The organism is Methanobrevibacter sp. TMH8 (assembly GCF_020148105.1).
Classification (GTDB): domain Archaea; phylum Methanobacteriota; class Methanobacteria; order Methanobacteriales; family Methanobacteriaceae; genus Methanobinarius.
The window spans coordinates 1-20,031 of the sequence record NZ_JAHLZE010000014.1 but is presented as its reverse complement, the minus strand read 5'-3'; the positions used below and the strand labels follow the sequence as shown (position 1 = coordinate 20,031).

Sequence of the window (20,031 nt, the reverse complement as noted above, 5' to 3'; positions counted from 1 at the left end):
TTTAGCACCTTTAACATGGACATTGCGGCCATTTTCAACTTTTATAGCTATATCCACAATTTTACCAGTTTTTTCATTTATAACAAGTTCATCAAGAGAACCAAGAATACGTGCATTATTAGTAGCAACTTGATAACCTTTGGGGCGTTCTTTTAAAAAAAAAGAACGCGGAAGCTCTTTTCTAAAAAAATAATTAGGAAAGAATATGGCATTGAAATTTACAGAAACGGATGAAAAACTGAAACAATTAGCTGAAAGAAGAAATGTATCTCCAAGCAGGAAAAAAGGATACAATAGGACTTTTACAGAAATCTATAATTTAATAGGAAAAACACCATCTGAACTTATAAAAGAAACTAAAGAAGAACAACAGCCATTTATAGATAAAAAAGGAATCGCTAAAATCTTGGAAATAGAAGATAGGAAAATAACAAAATATCAACAGCAATATATAAACTACCTAAATAAAAAAAGAATAACTGAAAGCACAAAAATAATGAGACTTGCAGCATTCAGATGCTTATTCAATGAATATAATGTAAACTTACCAAAAAATCATAAATTTAACCTTATCAATTATAGAATAAGGAATAAAAACCTGCCCACATGGAACGATGTTAGAAATAGTTTAGAATATTGTAAAACCTCACGAGATAAAGCCATTATAAGTTTTTTAGCCACTTCTGGTTTAAGAGAAAGTGATATTCTTGGTTTCACTATAAAAGACATGATAAACGCAACATCAATATACCATAATGGAAGCTTAAAAGACTTATTATCTAAAAATCCTAAGAATATTGTTCCTTGTTGGGATTTTTATCCCTTGAAAACACGAAAAAGAGGAAATCTTTGTATAACATTTAACACAGGAGAATGTACACAGTTTATTTTCCAACATTTAAAAGAAAGATTACAGACTAATGAACTTATCACCCCAAAAAGTCCTTTATTTTATGGCAGAAAGAAACCACATTTTTTAACAACAGATTCAATAATAAAACTATGCCAAAGACTAAATAAAGAATTAAAACTAGGAAAAGACATAAACAGAAAATATGGAAAATTCAGAGCTCAAAATTTAAGAAAACTATTTTCAACCACATGCAGAAGAAATATAACCAATGTTGTGATTAATAGAAATAAATTCAGTGAACTAGATATTATAAGTATATTCACAGGACATACCCCACCTAATATGAGTAATTCCGAAGTTTACGATGCAGTTGAAGATGATAACCCCAATAGCTATTTAAGAAAGAATTATGAATCTTTAATTCCATATTTAACTATTTTTAAAGATGAAACTAATAATGAAGTTAAGAACAATAATCAAACAATTGAATCAGAAATATTAAAGATAAAAGAATCAGTTGATATTTTATTAAATAACAAAAATATAGTTTCATAAAATTCGAAAAGTAATAAGAGTATTCATTACGGATATGTTTCTTCCCCCTCTCTTTTTTAATTTATATTTTAAATAGTGAAACCATGAAACAAAGCTAATAAAATCATTTTCTAAAAAAATATAAAAGCATTAAATATGATACATTAAAATAAATATTACAGCATGTTTTAAACACTACTATAATATATATTAATATACACTACTCTTGGGAGAGGATGCATTACAATGAGAATGAAGAATTTAAAGCTATTTTAGTTTGAGATTGTTTATATAACTCTTTCTAATAAATTATTTTATTTTTGTTATTTAAATATTTTTTCTTTATTTTCTTGATGAAGATTTCGGATATTTTATATTTCAATTATTATTATTGATGATATTCAATTTAATCGATTCCTCGTTTCATATAATTGAAAAAAATAATCTATATATTTAACTCTTATAAAACTTAAATTATTTCCACATAGGTAAATAATCCTTAAAATTTCTCAACAATCTTTTATAAATATGTTATCAAAAAAAAGATATTAACTATTTAAATTGATTAATTATTTTGAAAATGAAATTATTGAGATTAAAGAGTTTGGTTGATATTTTATTAATAATAATGAAATAGTTTCTTAATATCCTAGACATTTTTCTTTTTGTATTGTATTTTGTATCATTAATAGTTTATTTGTAACATCATTTTTTTAAAAGTATTGTTTTATATTTATGGATGTTTATTATACTCATTTACAAAAAGCAAAAAGTATTTGTATGAGAAAGTTCTAAATAGATTATAGTAACATTTGGTTACTAAATGTTATTGTCATGATGTATATATTGAATAATTTGATTAATTTCAAATTGTCTGTATTTTAATTTCAAAGAAGTATAATAATATTTTCTATTAATAAATTCATTAATTAATATTTTTCCAGTAGCAGAGCATTAACAAAACTTTAATCGTCAGTAGATAAACCCTCATAATATTAATTTTTCGAATTCAAACAAATAATATTTCATACAAACTAGATATATTAAATAAGATAATAGCATTTTACGATAGTTTTTTAGAAAGAAATCCATTCTAAAAATATTATCAGTAGTTGAATGCAAAATATTATTTTTTTTCATAAAATAAGAAATTTGTAGGCAATTTATTAAGCCCGTAGCGAAATCTAGAAAAGATGTAAGCTTTAAAATACCACTTCAGGGCGATGTTGCGGTGTGGTAGTAATGGTGATAGTATGAGAGTTATATGAAAATGAATAAAAGAAAGAAGAATAATTTAGAAAACGAAAATGTAAAATGTAAGATGAACATCAAATTAACAGATGAAATAAGTTTATTAATTGAACCTAATGGAAAAAAGGCAAAATATATATTTAAAAGGAATGGTAATGAATATTTTGAGAATTATGGTGAAAAGCCTTCATCATTAACTATTAAAACTAATATAGGGAAAGAAATTGTCAAGTCTTTAGACCCTGAAAATGAACTTAAAAAAGAAATTCTTATTAAACGTTTTGATGAATTTAAAGAAAATGCTCAAAAGCTTTTTGAAAAAAACATCAAGACAGAAAAACTCAATAAAGAGAATGAAAAGAAAAGAAAAAAAGAGTCATTAGAGTTAAAGAAGACTGAGGCAGGGAATTTTTATAAAGATATTGACATGCCACTTATATGGATTAAAAGTCTAATTGGGTGGTTAACTGCAGGGGAAGAAATTAATATATTACAATCATTCTTAGCTTACTGTTGTCAAGTGATATTCGGTTTACCAATAAGTATTATATATGTTGGTGATGGTTCAACTGGTAAAGACCATATTAAAAAAACCGCTTTTACAATGATTCCTGAATACTTTATTATTATGGAGAAGTTAGTTAGTGAAGCAGCAATATTCAGACGTTCACAACAAAATCCATATTTTTATGATGGAAAAATTGTGGATTATGGTGATTTAGGGGGAGAAAATTCTCATGAAGAGACTGAAAACTCTAAAGCACTGATGAAAGAATTGCAAAGTGATGCTTACCTAAATAAACCTATTCTTGTTCAATTTGAAGGAGAATGGATTCCAAGAGATTTAGAATTAATAGGAAAGCCAGCATTAACATATACAACTGTTCCAAATTACTGTTTTGATGACCAGGATAAAAGTAGAAGTATATTTATTTCTCCAAGAATTGATAATCAGCAATCATTCGAAAAAAGGTACAGAATTTTAGGATTTAAAGGAGAAACTTTTAATAAGCTTAAAATGTATCAAAATGAAGTTAAAAAGATTAAAGATATAGTCTGTCATTTACGAGATATTTTTAGAACCCCTGAAGGCGACATGAAAATTGAAATAATCAACCCTTATATAGAGGTTATTATGGATATGTTTAAGGATTCTCCAACTTTTAAAAGAGATATTTCTAAATATGAGAATATTTTAAAAGTTATTTGTGCTTTAAACTATTATAAAAAGACAGTTTATGAGCATAATGGTAGAAAAGTAATTTACGTTAGTTTAGAAGATTTGCAGCTATTTCTTAGCTTATTAAATGAGAATATTGATGGTATAAAACTAAATATTTCTCCAAAAGCATTAAATATTCTCAAAGATTTGCAGAATAATTTTGATGTTTGGGTTAATAATGGAAATATAGCTGAAGAAGGGTTTACTGTAGCTGATTATCATGAATTAGGTTCTATTAAACTCCAAAAAAGAAGCATTTATACATATTTTAAGGAGTTAAGAGATTTAGGGAGTATAAAAATAAATCATAAAGAAGGACCCTTGAATTTCTATGTGTTATCTGATGATGTTGATTTTGAGCAGAATACTCTTGATTTTAATGATATTGATAGAGAAGAAATCATATCAGAGGCTGGAGAGGAAATTAAAGAGTTTTTAGATGAAGATTCTCCAATAGATGGTTTGAATATAAATAATCATCATGACGATATTGAAGTTCCTCCATGGAACTGATTGTATTTGTCTTGGAGAATATGGGGGGTTAATAACAATATTAACTACCTCACATACCTTATATTTTTTATACAATTATAATATATAATAAATAATAAAGCAATATTATTAGTTTATTTTTGAAATAAAAGTTGAATATTCCTTTTTCTATTTGCAAAATCATAATTGCAATTAACTTTCAATCACTGCAATTAAAACCAACTTTTTATAAAATTTTTTTAAGATAACATATATTTTTAATTTAATGCAACAGATTAAAATTAGTTGTTATATAATAAATTTGGCTTTTTATTTTTATTCCATTGAAATTCAATATCCGCTCTACTTATCAAAACTTTTATTCAATTACTTAATTAAAAAAAATATACATTTTAAGATACCTATTTTTAGACATAAGCTATTTTTTCAGATATTTTTGTTTCATTATAAAAAAGAGATTGTAATCAAAATGTTTTATATATTACTATTTATCCAATAATCCAACATTTTAGCTATTGACTTGATTATTACCTAAAAAATTACCTATATTAAAGAATACATCATTCAATACTAATTTATTATTAAATATATGCTTATTTTTCCATTATTGATGCTTTATTATTGTTTAAGGAGGTTTTTACATATTTTGATAAGGTTTTTTATAGTTTTTATGTATTTATATTAGAAAAATAATCCACATATTCTTTTGATTATAATCTCTTTTTTTATAGTGAAACGAGAAATGGGAAAACAATATCCGTATTGCTTCGATAATATAACCTAATTAATGCCAAATTTAATTATTTTATTAATGCTATTGTATTTTAACTTGTTTAATTTTGATTTGATGAAAAATGTTTTAATTCTTTTAAATTTAAAATAAGTTATTTATTTATATTTATATCCCAAAATAAGCATGAAGAATTCTTTAAAAATCACTATTACGGAGTGGTCTCAATTGATTATTGTTTTTCAACATAAAGAAACGTTTCCACTAAACAATACATAACTCTAAAAAACCAAAATCAATTCAGATATTACATATACAATGTTCAGAAAAATCTCTTTTTCATTTTATACTCATGGAAACGTTTCCAAATAAAGCTTTAAAGAAATTTTTTAAAACAATTTTATTTATTTTTTAGTTTTTTGTAAAAATTGAAAAGGATACTACCTTATGTATTTTATAACTTCTTTTCCAAGGTCTGTTGTAACGAAAAGTCTACCTTTAATTTTTTCAGGATTTAAACATTTAACTAGTCCTGCTTCAATTAATTGTTTTATACTTCTACTTGTATGTGTGGCCCTATATCCAGTTTTTTTAGAAATATCTTTTGGAAGCACAACTTCATCACCAATAGCTAAAAGTGTTTTTGTTCTATGTTCAGATAACCTTGTATAAGATAAAGCATCAACTACTTCTTTTTTCATGAATAATAAATAAGTTATCTTTTTATAAAGTACTGGCGACCATCTAAAACTCGGCATATAACCTTTATTTTTTCATTATATAACCATATATTTAAATATTATTTTTGTAAAATATATTTTATAAGATATAAGTCTACTATAAAAGAATAATTTATGAAATGAGGAGTTAATATATATGTTCTAATACTTGTTTTCCTAAGTCGCTAATCTGATATAGTCTTCCTTGAGTTTTTTCAGGATTTAAAACAATAACAAGGTTTTTATCTTTCAATTCCTTCAATGTACGACTAATATGGTTAATCCTTATATCTGTTGACTCAGCAATTATTGAAGGTATTTTTAATCCATCTTTAAGGTCAATCAATACTTTCATTCGGTATTTTGACATTTGTACATATGAAATTGCATCAATAAGTTCTTTATCCATATTACTAATAAAGTCTTATAAAATATTATAATCATTAACACCAAATTAATATATATTTTTACCAAATACACACCAAACTTATAAATAAAGGTTTTTGTATAAATTACTAATAAATCTAATGAATTAAATTATTAAAAATATTTGAAAATATGTAAGGAGGATTAGTCATGACAACAGATGATTATTTAAATGAGAGTAATACGAAATTTTGTGTTACATGTGGTTCTAAAATTCATGAAAAGGCTGAAATATGTCCCAATTGTGGAGTTAGATGTGCTGATATTGAGAGTAATGAAGCTAAAAAAAGTTCTAATAACTATTTTCATAAGTCTGCTAAATTGGCAGTTGTTGGGATTATATTAGGAATATTTTTTTCTTTTATAGGTTATTTTTTTGTCGGTTTTATGTATGCTTTTAGTGGTTCAAGTTTAAATGTTCCTTTGACCTTTCTGGGTTTTGGTTTACTTACTAGTGTTTTTGCAGTTTTTGGAATTGTAATAGAGAAATATAACATGAAAATCGCAGCAACACAATATATTATATGTGCAATATTCTTACTAATCACAGGATATTTAATTATAGGATTAATACCAGCCATTTGTTTAATTATTGCAGGAATATTAGCATTTCAAAACAAGTCAGATTTAAGTGAGGGGGTAATTTAGATGAATAAATTTTGGATAGTGCCGATAATCACATTTTTAGTTTTATCAATAGGATTATTTGGAAGTTTACTCAGTTCTACAAATATCAACACTAATGAACAGATAATTATCAATGGTGCTAGCTTTCAAGAAAGTAATATGGGTTTTGGAACTAGTTATCTGAATCTTAATATTAATGCTACTTTTCTTGAAGATATCGAATCTATAACAATTAATGGTGTTTTACATAAAAAAGATGGTACTTATACCAATATAAATTTCAATGGTAAACCCAACAATGGTTTAAAAAATAATAACTATCTTTTAGAATACTCATCTACATTTATGATGGATTCAGAAGATATCAAAAACATGGACTATTTAGAACTAACAATTAAAACTACTAACAACAAAGGACATAACAAAGAAATAAAAGTCAATATCACATCTAACGGCCAAGTAACAACAAATCAAGATAATACAAAACTTAACTCACAAAACCAATCAAATATTTTGAATTCTAATAGTACTGAAGATAATAAAGACTCTAACTCAGAAAACCCTAGTTCTGGAAGTAATAGTGTTGATTTTGTGTTTCCTACAAATAAAAAACTTCCAAATATAGATACTAATCTTCATGATAGAAGTAAAGATTATAATGAAGAAGATAATGAACGTGAAACAGTTACTGTAACAAGAAAATAAAATATAAAATCTATTTAATTACCTAAATTTAAAATTAGGAAATTAATAAAAAATGTGGGAAAAAAATGAATGTGAAATGTCCAAATTGTGAAACAACCCTTACAGAAAATGGCATTAGTGATGCTATTTATACTTGTGGAAATTGTGGAAACAAGTTTAGAAATGGAGAAAACAAATATGACGAGTCTGAAATACCTCCTTCACAAGTAATTCTTGATGAATATGAACAAAAAAAGAGTATAAGCGAAACAAATCAGCCACAATTAAATCCTGATAAAAAACGCGTAAATGAAAGAAGGAAAATTTTTGCTTTAGTTATTATATTTATAATATTTATATTATCTATTTCTGTTGGAGTGTATAATGTAACTAATCAATATATTAATGATACAACGAGTATTCCAAATTATACTTCAAAAAATAGTATTGATAATACTAATTATTCCAATAATACTGATTCTTATAATTATTCTAATATAGATATGGAGTCAACTGATTATTCCATGTCTAATTATGATTCTAATGGTGATGGTAGAATTTCATGGAGTGAATGGGTAGCTTGGTGTGAATATGATTCAGCTACTTATGGATATTCATATGACGATTACGATAGGGATGATTTTAATAGATATGATTCAGATAATAACGGATACCTTGATAGAACAGAACTTACAACATATTACAGCAACCTCTAAAATATCATATCCGTAACTTTATCTTTTTCTTCACCCATTAGTGATAAATTCCCTATTTAGGTCTTTATTTTTGTTTTTGATGTTGTTAAATAGATAATTTTAGCTACTACTTTTTATAATGCTTAGTTATTTTTATTTTCAATGGATTTAATCAAACTATCGTTTTTGGAAATAAGTCTTTTAATCTCTTCATTTGAAATTTTTTCAAAGTTATCAAAAACACTTTTTCGTTTAGGATGTATTCTAATATTTTGCAACATTGGATAAATATATTTTTTAAATAAATTAGATTTTAGATTAGTATTTGCTTTTAATTTATCACTCCTCACACTAATAATATAATATTGGTTATTTTCAAATGTATAAAATAAATAACCGCTTTCATGTTTAAAAACATCTGAAATTTCTTGAGATTTTTGTTTTGAATTAGAAATCGGCAAGTAATAAAAATTCCACTCTATTCCTTCATATTTCTTTTTACTAATTTTCACTTTATTTTTATATAATTTAGGAATTTTTGAAATATCATCTATTGTTATAAAATGATAAGATATATAGTTAACATTATCAAAATAGCAAGATTCCGTTTTTTCAGAAGTAACACTCAAATCTTTTTTAAAATCAACTATTCCTAGAAAAGAGCCATTTAATTCTTCATAACCAAATCTTGTAAGTGGATTGATATTTCCCTTCAATTCTCTATCTTCATCATAGTAATAAAGTCCAGAAATTTGTAAAAATTCATTTCCTTCATTTTTTGAGATTCCTTTTTCCCCTCTGACTAACATAATCATCTTTAAATTATTTTTTTCTAAATAATCTAATAAACTATTTTTATTAAGAATTAAATTATTGTTTGAGAACCCTAGTTCACATGTATCAAAACCAACAATTTCTTTAGAATTTTTAGAATAAATAAAACTATTGAAATCACCATATTCTAAATCAAGACCATTGAAAAATTTTTTATTAAGTTTTATAATACTATAATTATCGCTAAATTCAAACTCTTCCATTCTACCATATTTTAATGTTGGTTTATAAAATAAATGTTCTTTTTTATCAATTGAAATTTTATCTTTTTCACTATATTCTCCATTATAAAAATAATCGAAAGGTACAGATTGACAAAACTCTTTGTTAAACAATGAATGAATATCATAAAGATTGAACATGCCTCTTTCAAAAAAATTTTTATAATTGAAAAATTTTTTAATTTTATTAAAGTCGTTGGATTTCACAAAATAAGCACTGAATTCATACCATAAGAATTTAAATGGTGTTTCATACTTTTCTTCACCAAAATTTGTTTTTTCATCCCATCTTAAACTTCCTTCAACAATAACTCCTTCAAAATTTTTTTCTTCAGTATTGATTTTATTTTCAATATAGTTTTTAGGCTCAGGAAAGTCAGAATAATCTTTAATCCAAACTATTTTAGGATTTTCTGCATACTCATAAAAATTTTCTAAAGAAGATACTTCAATATTAGGTTTTTCTTTATTAACAATAAAAGTCGGGTCAATATTTCTTATATATCTCTGCCATGGCCCTTCATATAGAATTTTTTCATTGGATTGGATACTATCTCCATTTACCATATGATATTTGTCAGCTACTTGTGCTAAAAGTTCATATAATGCTATCCATTGATATTTTTTCCCGATTCTCTCTTCAGGTATTTGATTTCCATAATATTTCATTATTATTTCATCAAAATCACCATGTAATTTAATATCGTATCCTAAATCAAATATTCTTTTAATAGCTATGTTCATCAGATTAGTATAGTTAATATCCTTTTTCCATGGACGAAATGCAGATTGAAATTTATATCTACCAAAATCACCATAAAAAGCAACTTCCCCATCTCTTGTATGCTCTACTTGCATAGAATGTAATATTCTATTTTGGGGGCTAGCAGGTGAAGGAAGCATGTATTTTTTAATATAATCATCATCAGGAACTTCTGGAAAATGGCTTTTATAAGGGGGAACAATTTTTTTCTCATCAATATTTAAGTTAACACCTTGTATTAATGTAAATTCAATGATATTTCTAGCATAATCCCTTAACAATATGTTAGGATAAACATAATTTTTATTAAATATTTCATTATAAACATATTCTGACAATTGTTTCAGTTTTGATTTATTATAATTTAACAAAGCTACTCCATAAGCTACAGCATATAATCTTTCATAAATATAAGGGTCATTAACCCCTTCGAATTTTTTTAAAATATCTAAGAGAATATCAATATTTTCTTTTAATATTTTAATCAGAGATTTTGTTGCCATATATCTCAATTCAAGGTCAACACTAGTTAAAAACCATACTAAAATAATGGAAGATAGTCTTATAGATTCTTTTGAATATTTTGTTTTATCTTCATCAGAATATGCCCATTCTATTAATTTTTTTATAGGATTTTTATATTTTAATTGATTATGAATATATTGAGTCCAAAATTCATCCCTTACATTTAATTTTTGTTTATATAAAAATTCATGTGTTTTATCTGCATTAAAAATATGATTTTTCAATGGGGCAACGGAAATTATTGTTTCTAAGAACAATTTAGTTGTATATTCAAACTTAAAAACAAATTCATTGATATAATCAAATATTTTTTCATTCATCGATGAAAATTTTCTCCACTGTAGGCTAAGTACAAACGATTCCACTATTTTAATTTCAGATTTATAATTACCAATGATATCATAGAACTCTAAATCGAATTTTTCAGGTATTTGAATTGAAAAACATTCCATAAGATTAGAATTACTCCTTATTGTTTTTTCATCTTTTATATATTTATTTAAAGTTCCTCCTTTTAGAAACACTTTGTTAATATCTTTTGAGGACACTTCTTTTAATAGATAATCTGCCATAAGATGGTCATTAAACCTTTGATATGTCATATACACAAATTCATGCTCTTCAAAAGGTAACTTATTTTTTATTAATAATCCTTCTGATAATAAACTATCTAGAATAGATTTGTAAATACCAAATTTATTTTGTAAAGAAACACTAATTTCTAAAGCTTTTTCATATTCTATATAAAAAGTGCTGTTTTCAATATTATATTCTAATAAAGACTTTAAAAGTTTTTCAACTAAATTTAAACTAGAATTATAGTTGAGTTCGGAGGTAGTGGATAATTTCTTGTTAATTGAAGATATATAAGTATTCATAAGTTTAGTTAACCCATATATTCCATCAGGTATTTTTTTATGTCCATTTCTATGTAATGTTTCGCAGAAAAGTTTTAAAAAAAGAGGAGTTTGAAATTCAGGATTTAATAATGGAGTATTTGGTAGCTGAATATTATAATACTCAAAAAATATTTTAGAAGCAGAATATTCATTGCCTAAAAATCCTTCATGAGTATGTTTAATAAATTTATCAGAAATATTATTAGTATTTCTGAGAATATCTTCACTATAATTATCTCTAAAAGAAATGGCACAAGCTATCCAGTCATATTCTGAAATAGTAGTTATTAATCCACTTAAATATTCTGGCCAAATTTTTAATCCATTTCCTTCATTAAGAGCATCTATGAGGATAAGGGCTCTTGAACCTTCTAGTTTAGCTTTTGATTCAAGTGCATCTAAAAATTCTTTAAATGAACAATCCAAATCTAATAATTTTAAAATTGTTGTTTCGGGAGGGTCAGTGCTTTGAAAATGTTGACCTAAAAATAATATTGTAGGCTTATCTTCTTTAATTCTGGTGTTGAGAATATCTCCAAAAAAATGAGATTTTCCTATTCCTGCTTTACCATCTAATACTAAAAATGGATTATTCATTAACTTGAATTCTTTTTTATTTAAAAAATAAATAAAATCTTCGATAGCTCTATTAGTTGAAATAGATTGATAATATGCATAATTTAACTCATCTTTTTCTTTCTTATTATTTGTTGTTTTTTCTTTATCAGAAATAAAGTTTTTAATATCTCCATTCAGAGATTTTATTTTATTAAGAGAAGAAAAAATATCTCCAAAATTTATTTTTTTATCAGGTTCAAAAGAAAAATCCAAAAAATCATTTTTTAAAGTATTTATTTCATTTTCAATTAGTTTAATTTTTCCAGAATCAATTTTATTTAAAGAAAATAGGTTTTTTTTCAGTTCTAGAATATGTTCATGACTATTTTTAAGTAAATATTCTTTTATTTCTTTATTTTTTGTTAAACCATTGATTAAACTAATATCTTTTGATTTTACATTTAAATTTTCAGAAAATCTATCTCCTAGATTGGCTAAAGTAGTTTTAGAATGCTTTTTGAACCATGTTTCAGACAAGTCTATCTCATTAAACCAAAATTTTAGAAATCCTTCATTATTAGATTTTTCTAGTCTCTTTATTAAATCGTTACTCCACCAATATTCAATTTTAACATCAAGCCCTTTTTTTCTTGCTAATTTTTCCCATTTTTTAACATAATTTTTAGATTTTTGAAGCATAGTTTGTTGGTCTTCATTTCTAGCATCAGAAGGGTCTCTTGGTATAGCAATTATGATTTTTTCAGCTTTTTCATGTTTTTTAAGGATAGTTTTTACTGATTTTTCTATCTGATTCCATTGGCTATTGCCCAATTCTCCATAAAAATATTTAGCTTGCCAAACCCATTCAGAACCATTGTTTAGTTCATAATAACATTCAACTCCTGCATCAGGATTGCCTTTTGAGATGAATTCAGCGTTAGGCACTTCTTCTTTCTCAGCTAGTTGACACACAAATTCTTCAAAGCCATCAGCTGCTGAACCATTAATGATTCTTATATCTTTCCAATTAACCATTGTATCTTCTAAATTAGTAATTTTAGATTATTTAAGTTTTATTTTTCAGTTATTTAGCATTATAATTTTAATATATTTATTTTCTAATAAATTATTTTATTTTGCTTTGAACTGGATTAGTAATTATTATATTTATTATCAATATTATTAAAATCTTTTAATAAAACTAATATGAAGATTTAAAATTTCTTGTAAATGTTCCTATAATACCTATTATCGGAACAAAATTTTCCTTATTTTAGTATTTTTATACAAAATATAGTACTAATATTAGATTTTATGTTCCTTATTAAAAATATTTATATATTATAAGGTGCAATATTATAATAGATTTCTAAAAATTTTTGCAAATAAGAGGAACAATTTTTATGATAAATTTAAATAAAGAAGAAATTTCATTATTTTTACACAAAGTAAAGGAAGACCCTAAACACTTTAACAAATACCTTTTTTATAAACTCCAATATTTTTACGGTAGAAGGAGTCAAGAAATAGCTACATTAAAAACAATGGATATTGATTTTGATAAGAAAGAAATAACTTTTGATTTGGCTAAGAAAAAGCAAGATATTAAATTAACTTTAATATTGCCTGATGATATAGCTAAAGATATAAAACAAGAAATTGAAAATAATAGTAAATCATCTGAAGGTTATATTTTTGTTGATAGTGAGGCTAAAATTGATGGATTTAAGCGAAATATGAGAACATATTTAGAGCGAAACAGCAACAAAATAATAAAACAATTAACCGGAAAAGACATAACTTTAGCAACTCATGATTTTAGACGATTAAGAGGCCAACACCTATACTTGACAGGAAACGACTTGGAAATAATACAAAGCCTTTACACACACCAATCTCTTGACCAAACAATTGAATACTTACAAATAAAAGAAATAGAAGTGAATAAAATGTTGTTGAATGATATTGGATAGTATGATATTCTATTAAGGTATTAGGTGGTATTATTAAGATATTTGGTTTAATTAATGGAGATAAAAAATGTATAATGCATTTTGTAAAATTGTATGAAGATTATATTATTAAAGGAGAAATTGAAGGTCAATTTTTCATTGAAATAGAAACTCAATCAGTTGATGATAACAATGATAATCTTAAACAATTTAATAGAAAATTAAAAAGATTAGTAGAAATAGTAAAGATTCTTGGTAAATCTCATGAATGTTATGAAAATTTGAACATCATTCAATATTTGAATAAGGAACAAAATATGGTATTTGCACAGGCAAATGGAATTTCAGTTAATACAAATATTGAATATTCAACAAAAACTTTTGATGAAAACGAAAAATTAATTGAATCTTCTTTTTGTGATAAATATGGTCATTTAAAAGTTATTAATCATGAAACTAATGAAGTAAAAGATTATTATCCAAAAATTGAAACAAATTTAAATGAGAATAATTACCATGTTCAAAATGCATTAGATTATATGGCAGATTCTGATGAAAAAAATATTTATTTTAAAGTATCCAATGCCTTTGAAGCAATTGAAGAATTTTTTAAAGAAAATTATGATGATGTTAATAATGAAAATGAATTTTATGAGAAATTAACTGATTTAAAAATCGTGAAATCTGTGAAAGAATGTAAAAGATTTGCTAGAACTCTTAATGCTAAAAATGATTTAGAAGGCAGACATCACCACTTTGGAGAGTTTGCAAATGGAATGACAAAAGATGAAATAAAAGAATGTGTAAATAAAATTTTGAAGTATGTTTTAACATCCTAATTCATGTTGGTTTATTTTGGAACTAGATTCATTATATAATAGGCATTATAAAAGGCTAAAAAAGAGAGAATAAAAGCTAATTTTGAAAGAAAAATGACACCCCCTAAAAAAGACATTTATTTACAATATATCTTTTAAATCATGTCCCCAACCTATAAATGAAGTACAAAAATTTTTAGGACAAATACTCCACAACTCATATAAATAGTGAAGTTGATGATGAAAATATAAAAAATAGTTATGGGAATACCAGAGGGGAATAAAATAAACACACTATTAAAAAGTTATATGAATATTACTTTTCATGAACATAGAATTTTTTTATATACTACTTATTTCTAATATTAAAATATCGAAATTGAGAGTAGATATAATATAAATTAATACAAATGCTAAAAATAGGTATTGATTAAACAAAATATTTTCTAATTAAAAACAAAAAACAAGGATAAAATTATTGAAATAAACTTAAATCACATTAATGATTCCGGGAAACTAGATGATTAGGCATGAATTACACACAATGCATCATGAGAATTTAGAATCTATAGTATAATACTGCATAAAAAATACAAATATATTTAACTATTTGAAACAAAATATAAATTGTCCAAGAAATAGTAATGGTGAGATGTTATGGATATATTGAGTATAATAATTGTATTTATTGGAATAATTAGTTCAATTATATCAATATTAACAGGAATTCCTCAGATTATATATTCCTTCATAACTAATATTCCAAAAATTAAAAAATTCATAGCATGGGCTAGAAATGAAGAGTATAAAGTACAACTTACAGGTAGAAAAAAGTATCATTTATTTGAACCAAATATGAAACAATTAAAAACAGAAATAAGAAAAAAATATAATGGGATTGGAAGAGACAGTACCAAAGGAGATAATTGGTTAGTTGTATTAATACAAGATATGCAAGCACCTTTTAAAATAACAATTTTAGATGAGCAGGATATGGATGATTTTCATGCAGTTCCTACCGAATGCATGGTGACAATTACATTACAAGGAAGTGTTAATTTCAAATATCGTGACTCATTTGAAAATAAAAAATTTATAAATATTATGAATGATTTATTTAAAATTATAGAAAAAATGGAAAATAAAGTGCCAATTATTGAAAGTTATTTAATAAAAGCAACATTTGATGATGGATTCAAACGAGAACCATTTATATCAAGCGTAAAAATTGATAAATGTGAAGATACAAAGGTTGAAATTAAGAAAAAAATAATTTCAATTAATTCTCAATCAAGTAATAATCTATATAAATGTCTTAAGAAAAATATTTTTAAAATCATATAATAATATACTCATTAAGTTCGTTAACTAAGTTAAAAATATGAGGCTCATCATTTTCAAATTTTCTTGTTAAAGGTTGAATAGTTCCTGTTCTTGTGAGTCTAATTTTCACTTCCTCATTGTCAATTTCATGAGTTACCCCTAATTGATTTTTAATTGAATCAATGATTTGAGCATACATCTCATCATCAATAACATTGTTTCCATAAATGATTCCTTTTTGGACACCCCCATTCCTATCTTCAAAACCTGTGAGCCACATATTGCCAAATTCTCCTTGGTAAGCTGCCCTTGCAATTTCTTCGAGACCAAAACTAACTTTCGATATTAAAGAATCATTATTAAATAAAATTTGCGACAATTTATTCCTCCCTTTCACATCATTAGGTTTGGATGAGGAAAATAAGAATTTTTGATTATCTCCTATCCAAAAATTAAGAACATGTGATACTAAACGAGGTTCACCGTCTCCATCCCTGATTTTCTCTCGAGTAATAAGTGGAGTGTTGTCAATAAATTCAAATTGAAACCCAAATTTACCATAAATGAAATTAATATTGTCATGATTAATAATTTCACTACATTCGATTTTATGGTTTAATTCATCGAATTCTCTCCCAGTTTCAACATAAAAGTTGTTTCTCTCAAATGTTTCAACTATTTGTTCTAATTCATAATTTTGATTTGTGCTATTAATCCATCTGCTGTTAAACATGTTAATCATCTTTTCTAATTGTAGAAACTAAAATATTTATGAAGTATTTTTTAATTCAAAAAAGAATAATAATGATTAATAGTGTTCATGCATTTTATTACTCTCTTTCTAATATTGCAAAAAGATATCTGCAAAATATGATTAAATTGTATAATAAATATGGATTAATAGAATAAATAATTTACTATCAATATTATGAGAATGTTCTTTCATCATGCTTTTCAACAAAAAAATAAACATGTATAAGTAGTAACATTTATCATCTATAAAATTTTGATTAATATCCTTTCATAATAATTTATCCCCATAAAGTATTTATATAAGTATCCCTATATAATCATTGAAAAAGGACCTTAATCATTTTTATTTTATTTGAAACTAATTAAAAAAGTAAAAAATATATAAATAAAGAGAATAAGATAGTCTGATTAGGTGAATACTGTATAAAAAAGAAGATAAGTTACTCTTGAAAACTTTTTCAGCAATATTCTAATACAATTAGAGAATATGAAGAAAATAAATAACATTTAAAATAAAAAAAAATAATACTTACAAATTTATAATCATTTTTTGGAACACAGCACAGCCTCATTTTCAAAAACGACATAATCATAATCATTATTAACTAATGGGTTGTAATAAGGTTAATAAAATGGAGATATATTTATTAATGAATATTGGAATTTTAGATATATCTCCCATAAGTTTTGTTTAGAATCTAGGTAATTTTCCCAAATTATCTTCTTCTGTCCCATCATTCACAGTTTTTATGTATTCTTTTCCACGAATAGTAACTTTTATCACATCTGCTCCTTCATACCATTTATTTTCTTTAAATATAATTGTACAGAAAGTTTTTCCAGTATTTAGTTTGTTCAATACATCAGCTCTTTTCCAAGTTTCTGAACTTCCAATTGTTTCTCCATTATCTTTTCTAACTTCAACATATTCAATATGTGTATTTTTATTATTATATCTTACAGCTGAAATGCAATAATCTGCCCATTTTCCCATGTGTTTATTCTCCTTTTATTTTATTAAAAATATATTATAATCTTTGACAAAAAAGCTTTTATTTTTATACAAAACTCTATTTGATTTAAAAAATTCAAGTTAAAAACTATTCAATATATAAAATATTTTTTAATAAAAAAAATATTAATTATACCAATTAGATTATGAAATAAATTATATTATTAAATATTTCACACATGATTAATTAAAAAAATTATTTCCAAGATTATAATAAATAATATTATATTATACTATTAGTTATTATTTATCCAAGAGAGGTTATGAAAAGTAATATATCTATAATTTTAGAATATGATTAATAAATTCACTAGATTTTTACATTTAGTTTATTGTAATTTAATTAATAATTTCTTTTAATTCATAGAATATTTTGAGCATAATATTCTATTTTAATTTTTAGTAACTTTTATATTGCATATTGTTGTAATATATTTATGAGTTTGTGAATTTTTGTAAGTTCTAAAAATTATAAAAATAGAAAAATATTCTGTCGTTATGGAAGAAAAAAACATCTGATTAAGAGTATTATGATTAATATTATATGATGTTGGATTGGGGTATTTGAACATACAAATCTCAGGATAAAATTTAAATTTATTTGACCTCATTTTTTATTTTTTTATTTTACATATTTCAAAAAAATAAATAATTAAATATTTATAGTGGAATTAATCATTGTATTAATATATTGAAGATAATTTATAACAAAACAAATATATATAATAAAAGACAATATAATTGTTAGTTAATAAATATTTATCATGGAGGGAAATATTATGGCAGAACCAATTGCACCAACACCAACTTTGGAAGGAAAAGATGCTGACGAATTTGTTAAAAAAATGTTTGAACCTGCATCTCTAGAAGAAATGGCTTTTATGAAAGAAACAATTGAAATGTTTAAAGATTCTAATCTCCTTGAGAAAAAAGAGTTTTAAATTTATATAAATCCATAAATAAAGGCACAGTTCTTTTATTTGCTTCAGGATTATTTCTATTTTTAAGTCTTTCGTAAGTATTTATTTCTTTTTTTAAGTTTTGTTCATTTAAAATGTCTTTACAGTAATTTTTTTTATAAAATTCATATGGGTAACCTAAATATGAATCTATTGTTATAAATCTAAAACCAATGTTTTTAGACATTTCAATACCATAAAAAAATATCCATCTTAATAAGAAACTTCCTATTTTTTGTCCTTTGTATTGCTTAACAACACCCAATCTCCCTAGTTTCAGTGCTGGAAATTCAGTATAATTGATTTTTTTATTTTTGAATTTTTCTTTATATTCTTCACCTAATTTGCCTATTTTTATTTTATCTGCGGATAATGTGAAGAACCCTATTATATTTTCCTCATATTTAGCTATATATGTACTATTTAACATAATTTCTTTTTGAGGTAGTGCATCTTCAATTATAAATTCATTGATATCTTCATGATTACAGTCAAATTGGCTTACATCATCACTACCATCATGTAATATTATTTTTATTTTGTTTAAATCTATATTCGCCATGATGTGATACTCCTTTAATTTATTTTGGTGTATTTTGTTTATTAATTTTTCTATATTTTTTATAATTTACTATTCAATAAAACAAATGATAAATAAAGATACAATTATTTAAAAAAATACTCTTCAAGATAATAACGGGATGAAAATTTAACTACTCAAAAAATTTAAGTAGTTCAAATGAATGTATGATGAAATTAAATTATAATTTAAATTTTTATAATGAAAATAAATAATTAAAAAAGATTCATTTATTGCAAAAATTGCAACAAGTGAAAAAGAGATGAAATTATCAAATAGATAGATAAACTATTTTATTATTTATCAGGGAAAAATAATTCAAAAAATATTTAAACTATTAAAATAAAAAATAGTTTTATAGGGAAGAGTATAATTAATATGAAAAAAATTTAAAATTAAAAAGTATAAATAAAAAAAAGGCAATATATTGGACAAATATTCACTGAAATGGTTTAAACACTATTCAGTAACTATAATAAATTCTCCAACTTTTTCAACTTTTGCAAATGGAACTAATAACAAATCACCATTTCTTTTAGCACCTTTAACATGGACATTGCGGCCATTTTCAACTTTTATAGCTATATCCACAATTTTACCA

The 20,031-nt window shown here is 24.2% G+C and carries 16 protein-coding genes and 1 pseudogene; 9 read left to right on the top strand and 8 right to left on the bottom strand.

Translation table 11 applies throughout. The annotated features are described in order from the left end of the window. On the bottom strand, nt 1-294 hold a 294-nt coding region (locus tag KQY27_RS03270; protein WP_224425150.1), incomplete at its 3' end, for a PRC-barrel domain-containing protein. 112 nt (nt 295-406) lie between these two features. On the opposite strand from KQY27_RS03270, the gene KQY27_RS03265 reads away from it, so the two are divergent. Both KQY27_RS03265 and KQY27_RS03260 read left to right on the top strand, forming a co-directional pair. Then, complete coding sequence (locus KQY27_RS03265; protein WP_224425149.1) at nt 407-1,408, top strand: hypothetical protein; 1,002 nt, start codon at nt 407-409, stop codon at nt 1,406-1,408. Nucleotides 1,409-2,651: 1,243 nt separating this feature from the next. Next, nucleotides 2,652-4,373 (top strand): hypothetical protein, encoded by a 1,722-nt coding sequence (locus KQY27_RS03260; protein ID WP_224425148.1) that lies wholly within the window; start codon nt 2,652-2,654, stop codon nt 4,371-4,373. A gap of 1,149 nt (nt 4,374-5,522) precedes the next feature. Here the strand turns inward: KQY27_RS03260 and KQY27_RS03255 are convergent. After that, a complete protein-coding gene (locus KQY27_RS03255; protein ID WP_224425147.1) occupies nt 5,523-5,840 on the bottom strand; it encodes a winged helix DNA-binding protein in 318 nt (105 codons plus the stop codon). A gap of 109 nt (nt 5,841-5,949) precedes the next feature. Beyond that, entirely contained in the window at nt 5,950-6,210 is a 261-nt protein-coding gene (locus KQY27_RS03250) for a MarR family transcriptional regulator (RefSeq protein ID WP_224425146.1), read from the bottom strand. A 167-nt stretch (nt 6,211-6,377) separates the two neighbouring features. Between KQY27_RS03250 and KQY27_RS03245 the strand changes: the two genes are divergently transcribed. The 3 genes from KQY27_RS03245 (at nt 6,378) to KQY27_RS03235 (ending at nt 8,254) form a co-directional block, all read left to right on the top strand. Further along, entirely contained in the window at nt 6,378-6,875 is a 498-nt protein-coding gene (locus tag KQY27_RS03245) for a hypothetical protein (protein ID WP_224425145.1), read from the top strand. Continuing rightward, entirely contained in the window at nt 6,876-7,559 is a 684-nt protein-coding gene (locus KQY27_RS03240) for a hypothetical protein (RefSeq protein WP_224425144.1), read from the top strand. Nucleotides 7,560-7,624: 65 nt separating this feature from the next. Further along, a complete protein-coding gene (locus KQY27_RS03235; RefSeq protein WP_224425143.1) occupies nt 7,625-8,254 on the top strand; it encodes a hypothetical protein in 630 nt (209 codons plus the stop codon). Nucleotides 8,255-8,376: 122 nt separating this feature from the next. Here KQY27_RS03235 and KQY27_RS03230 read toward each other — a convergent pair whose 3' ends face one another. Further along, nucleotides 8,377-13,068, bottom strand: a complete 4,692-nt coding sequence (locus KQY27_RS03230; RefSeq protein ID WP_224425142.1) for a hypothetical protein — start codon at nt 13,066-13,068, stop codon at nt 8,377-8,379. A gap of 344 nt (nt 13,069-13,412) precedes the next feature. On the opposite strand from KQY27_RS03230, the gene KQY27_RS03225 reads away from it, so the two are divergent. From KQY27_RS03225 to KQY27_RS03215, 3 genes are all read left to right on the top strand, one after another. Then, a complete protein-coding gene (locus KQY27_RS03225; protein WP_224425141.1) occupies nt 13,413-14,006 on the top strand; it encodes a site-specific integrase in 594 nt (197 codons plus the stop codon). Nucleotides 14,007-14,080: 74 nt separating this feature from the next. Further along, nucleotides 14,081-14,824: a hypothetical protein gene (locus KQY27_RS03220; RefSeq protein WP_224425140.1), complete on the top strand. Its 744-nt coding sequence runs from the start codon at nt 14,081-14,083 to the stop codon at nt 14,822-14,824. A 636-nt stretch (nt 14,825-15,460) separates the two neighbouring features. Next, on the top strand, nt 15,461-16,147 hold the full coding sequence (locus tag KQY27_RS03215) for a hypothetical protein (protein WP_224425139.1): 687 nt from the start codon (nt 15,461-15,463) through the stop codon (nt 16,145-16,147). Here the strand turns inward: KQY27_RS03215 and KQY27_RS03210 are convergent. Both KQY27_RS03210 and KQY27_RS03205 read right to left on the bottom strand, forming a co-directional pair. Then, nucleotides 16,140-16,859 (bottom strand): hypothetical protein, encoded by a 720-nt coding sequence (locus KQY27_RS03210; RefSeq protein WP_224425138.1) that lies wholly within the window; start codon nt 16,857-16,859, stop codon nt 16,140-16,142. The genes KQY27_RS03215 and KQY27_RS03210 overlap by 8 nt on opposite strands. Before the next feature lie 711 nt (nt 16,860-17,570). Beyond that, a complete protein-coding gene (locus tag KQY27_RS03205) occupies nt 17,571-17,873 on the bottom strand; it encodes a DUF3892 domain-containing protein (RefSeq protein ID WP_224425137.1) in 303 nt (100 codons plus the stop codon). Nucleotides 17,874-18,670: 797 nt separating this feature from the next. On the opposite strand from KQY27_RS03205, the gene KQY27_RS03200 reads away from it, so the two are divergent. Beyond that, nucleotides 18,671-18,832, top strand: coding sequence for a hypothetical protein (locus KQY27_RS03200; RefSeq protein ID WP_224425136.1), 162 nt, complete (start codon nt 18,671-18,673; stop codon nt 18,830-18,832). Here the strand turns inward: KQY27_RS03200 and KQY27_RS03195 are convergent. Further along, nucleotides 18,804-19,412, bottom strand: coding sequence for a GNAT family N-acetyltransferase (locus KQY27_RS03195; RefSeq protein ID WP_224425135.1), 609 nt, complete (start codon nt 19,410-19,412; stop codon nt 18,804-18,806). The genes KQY27_RS03200 and KQY27_RS03195 overlap by 29 nt on opposite strands. A gap of 477 nt (nt 19,413-19,889) precedes the next feature. Next, nucleotides 19,890-20,031 (bottom strand): annotated as a pseudogene (locus KQY27_RS03190) (photosystem reaction center subunit H); the annotation flags it as partial.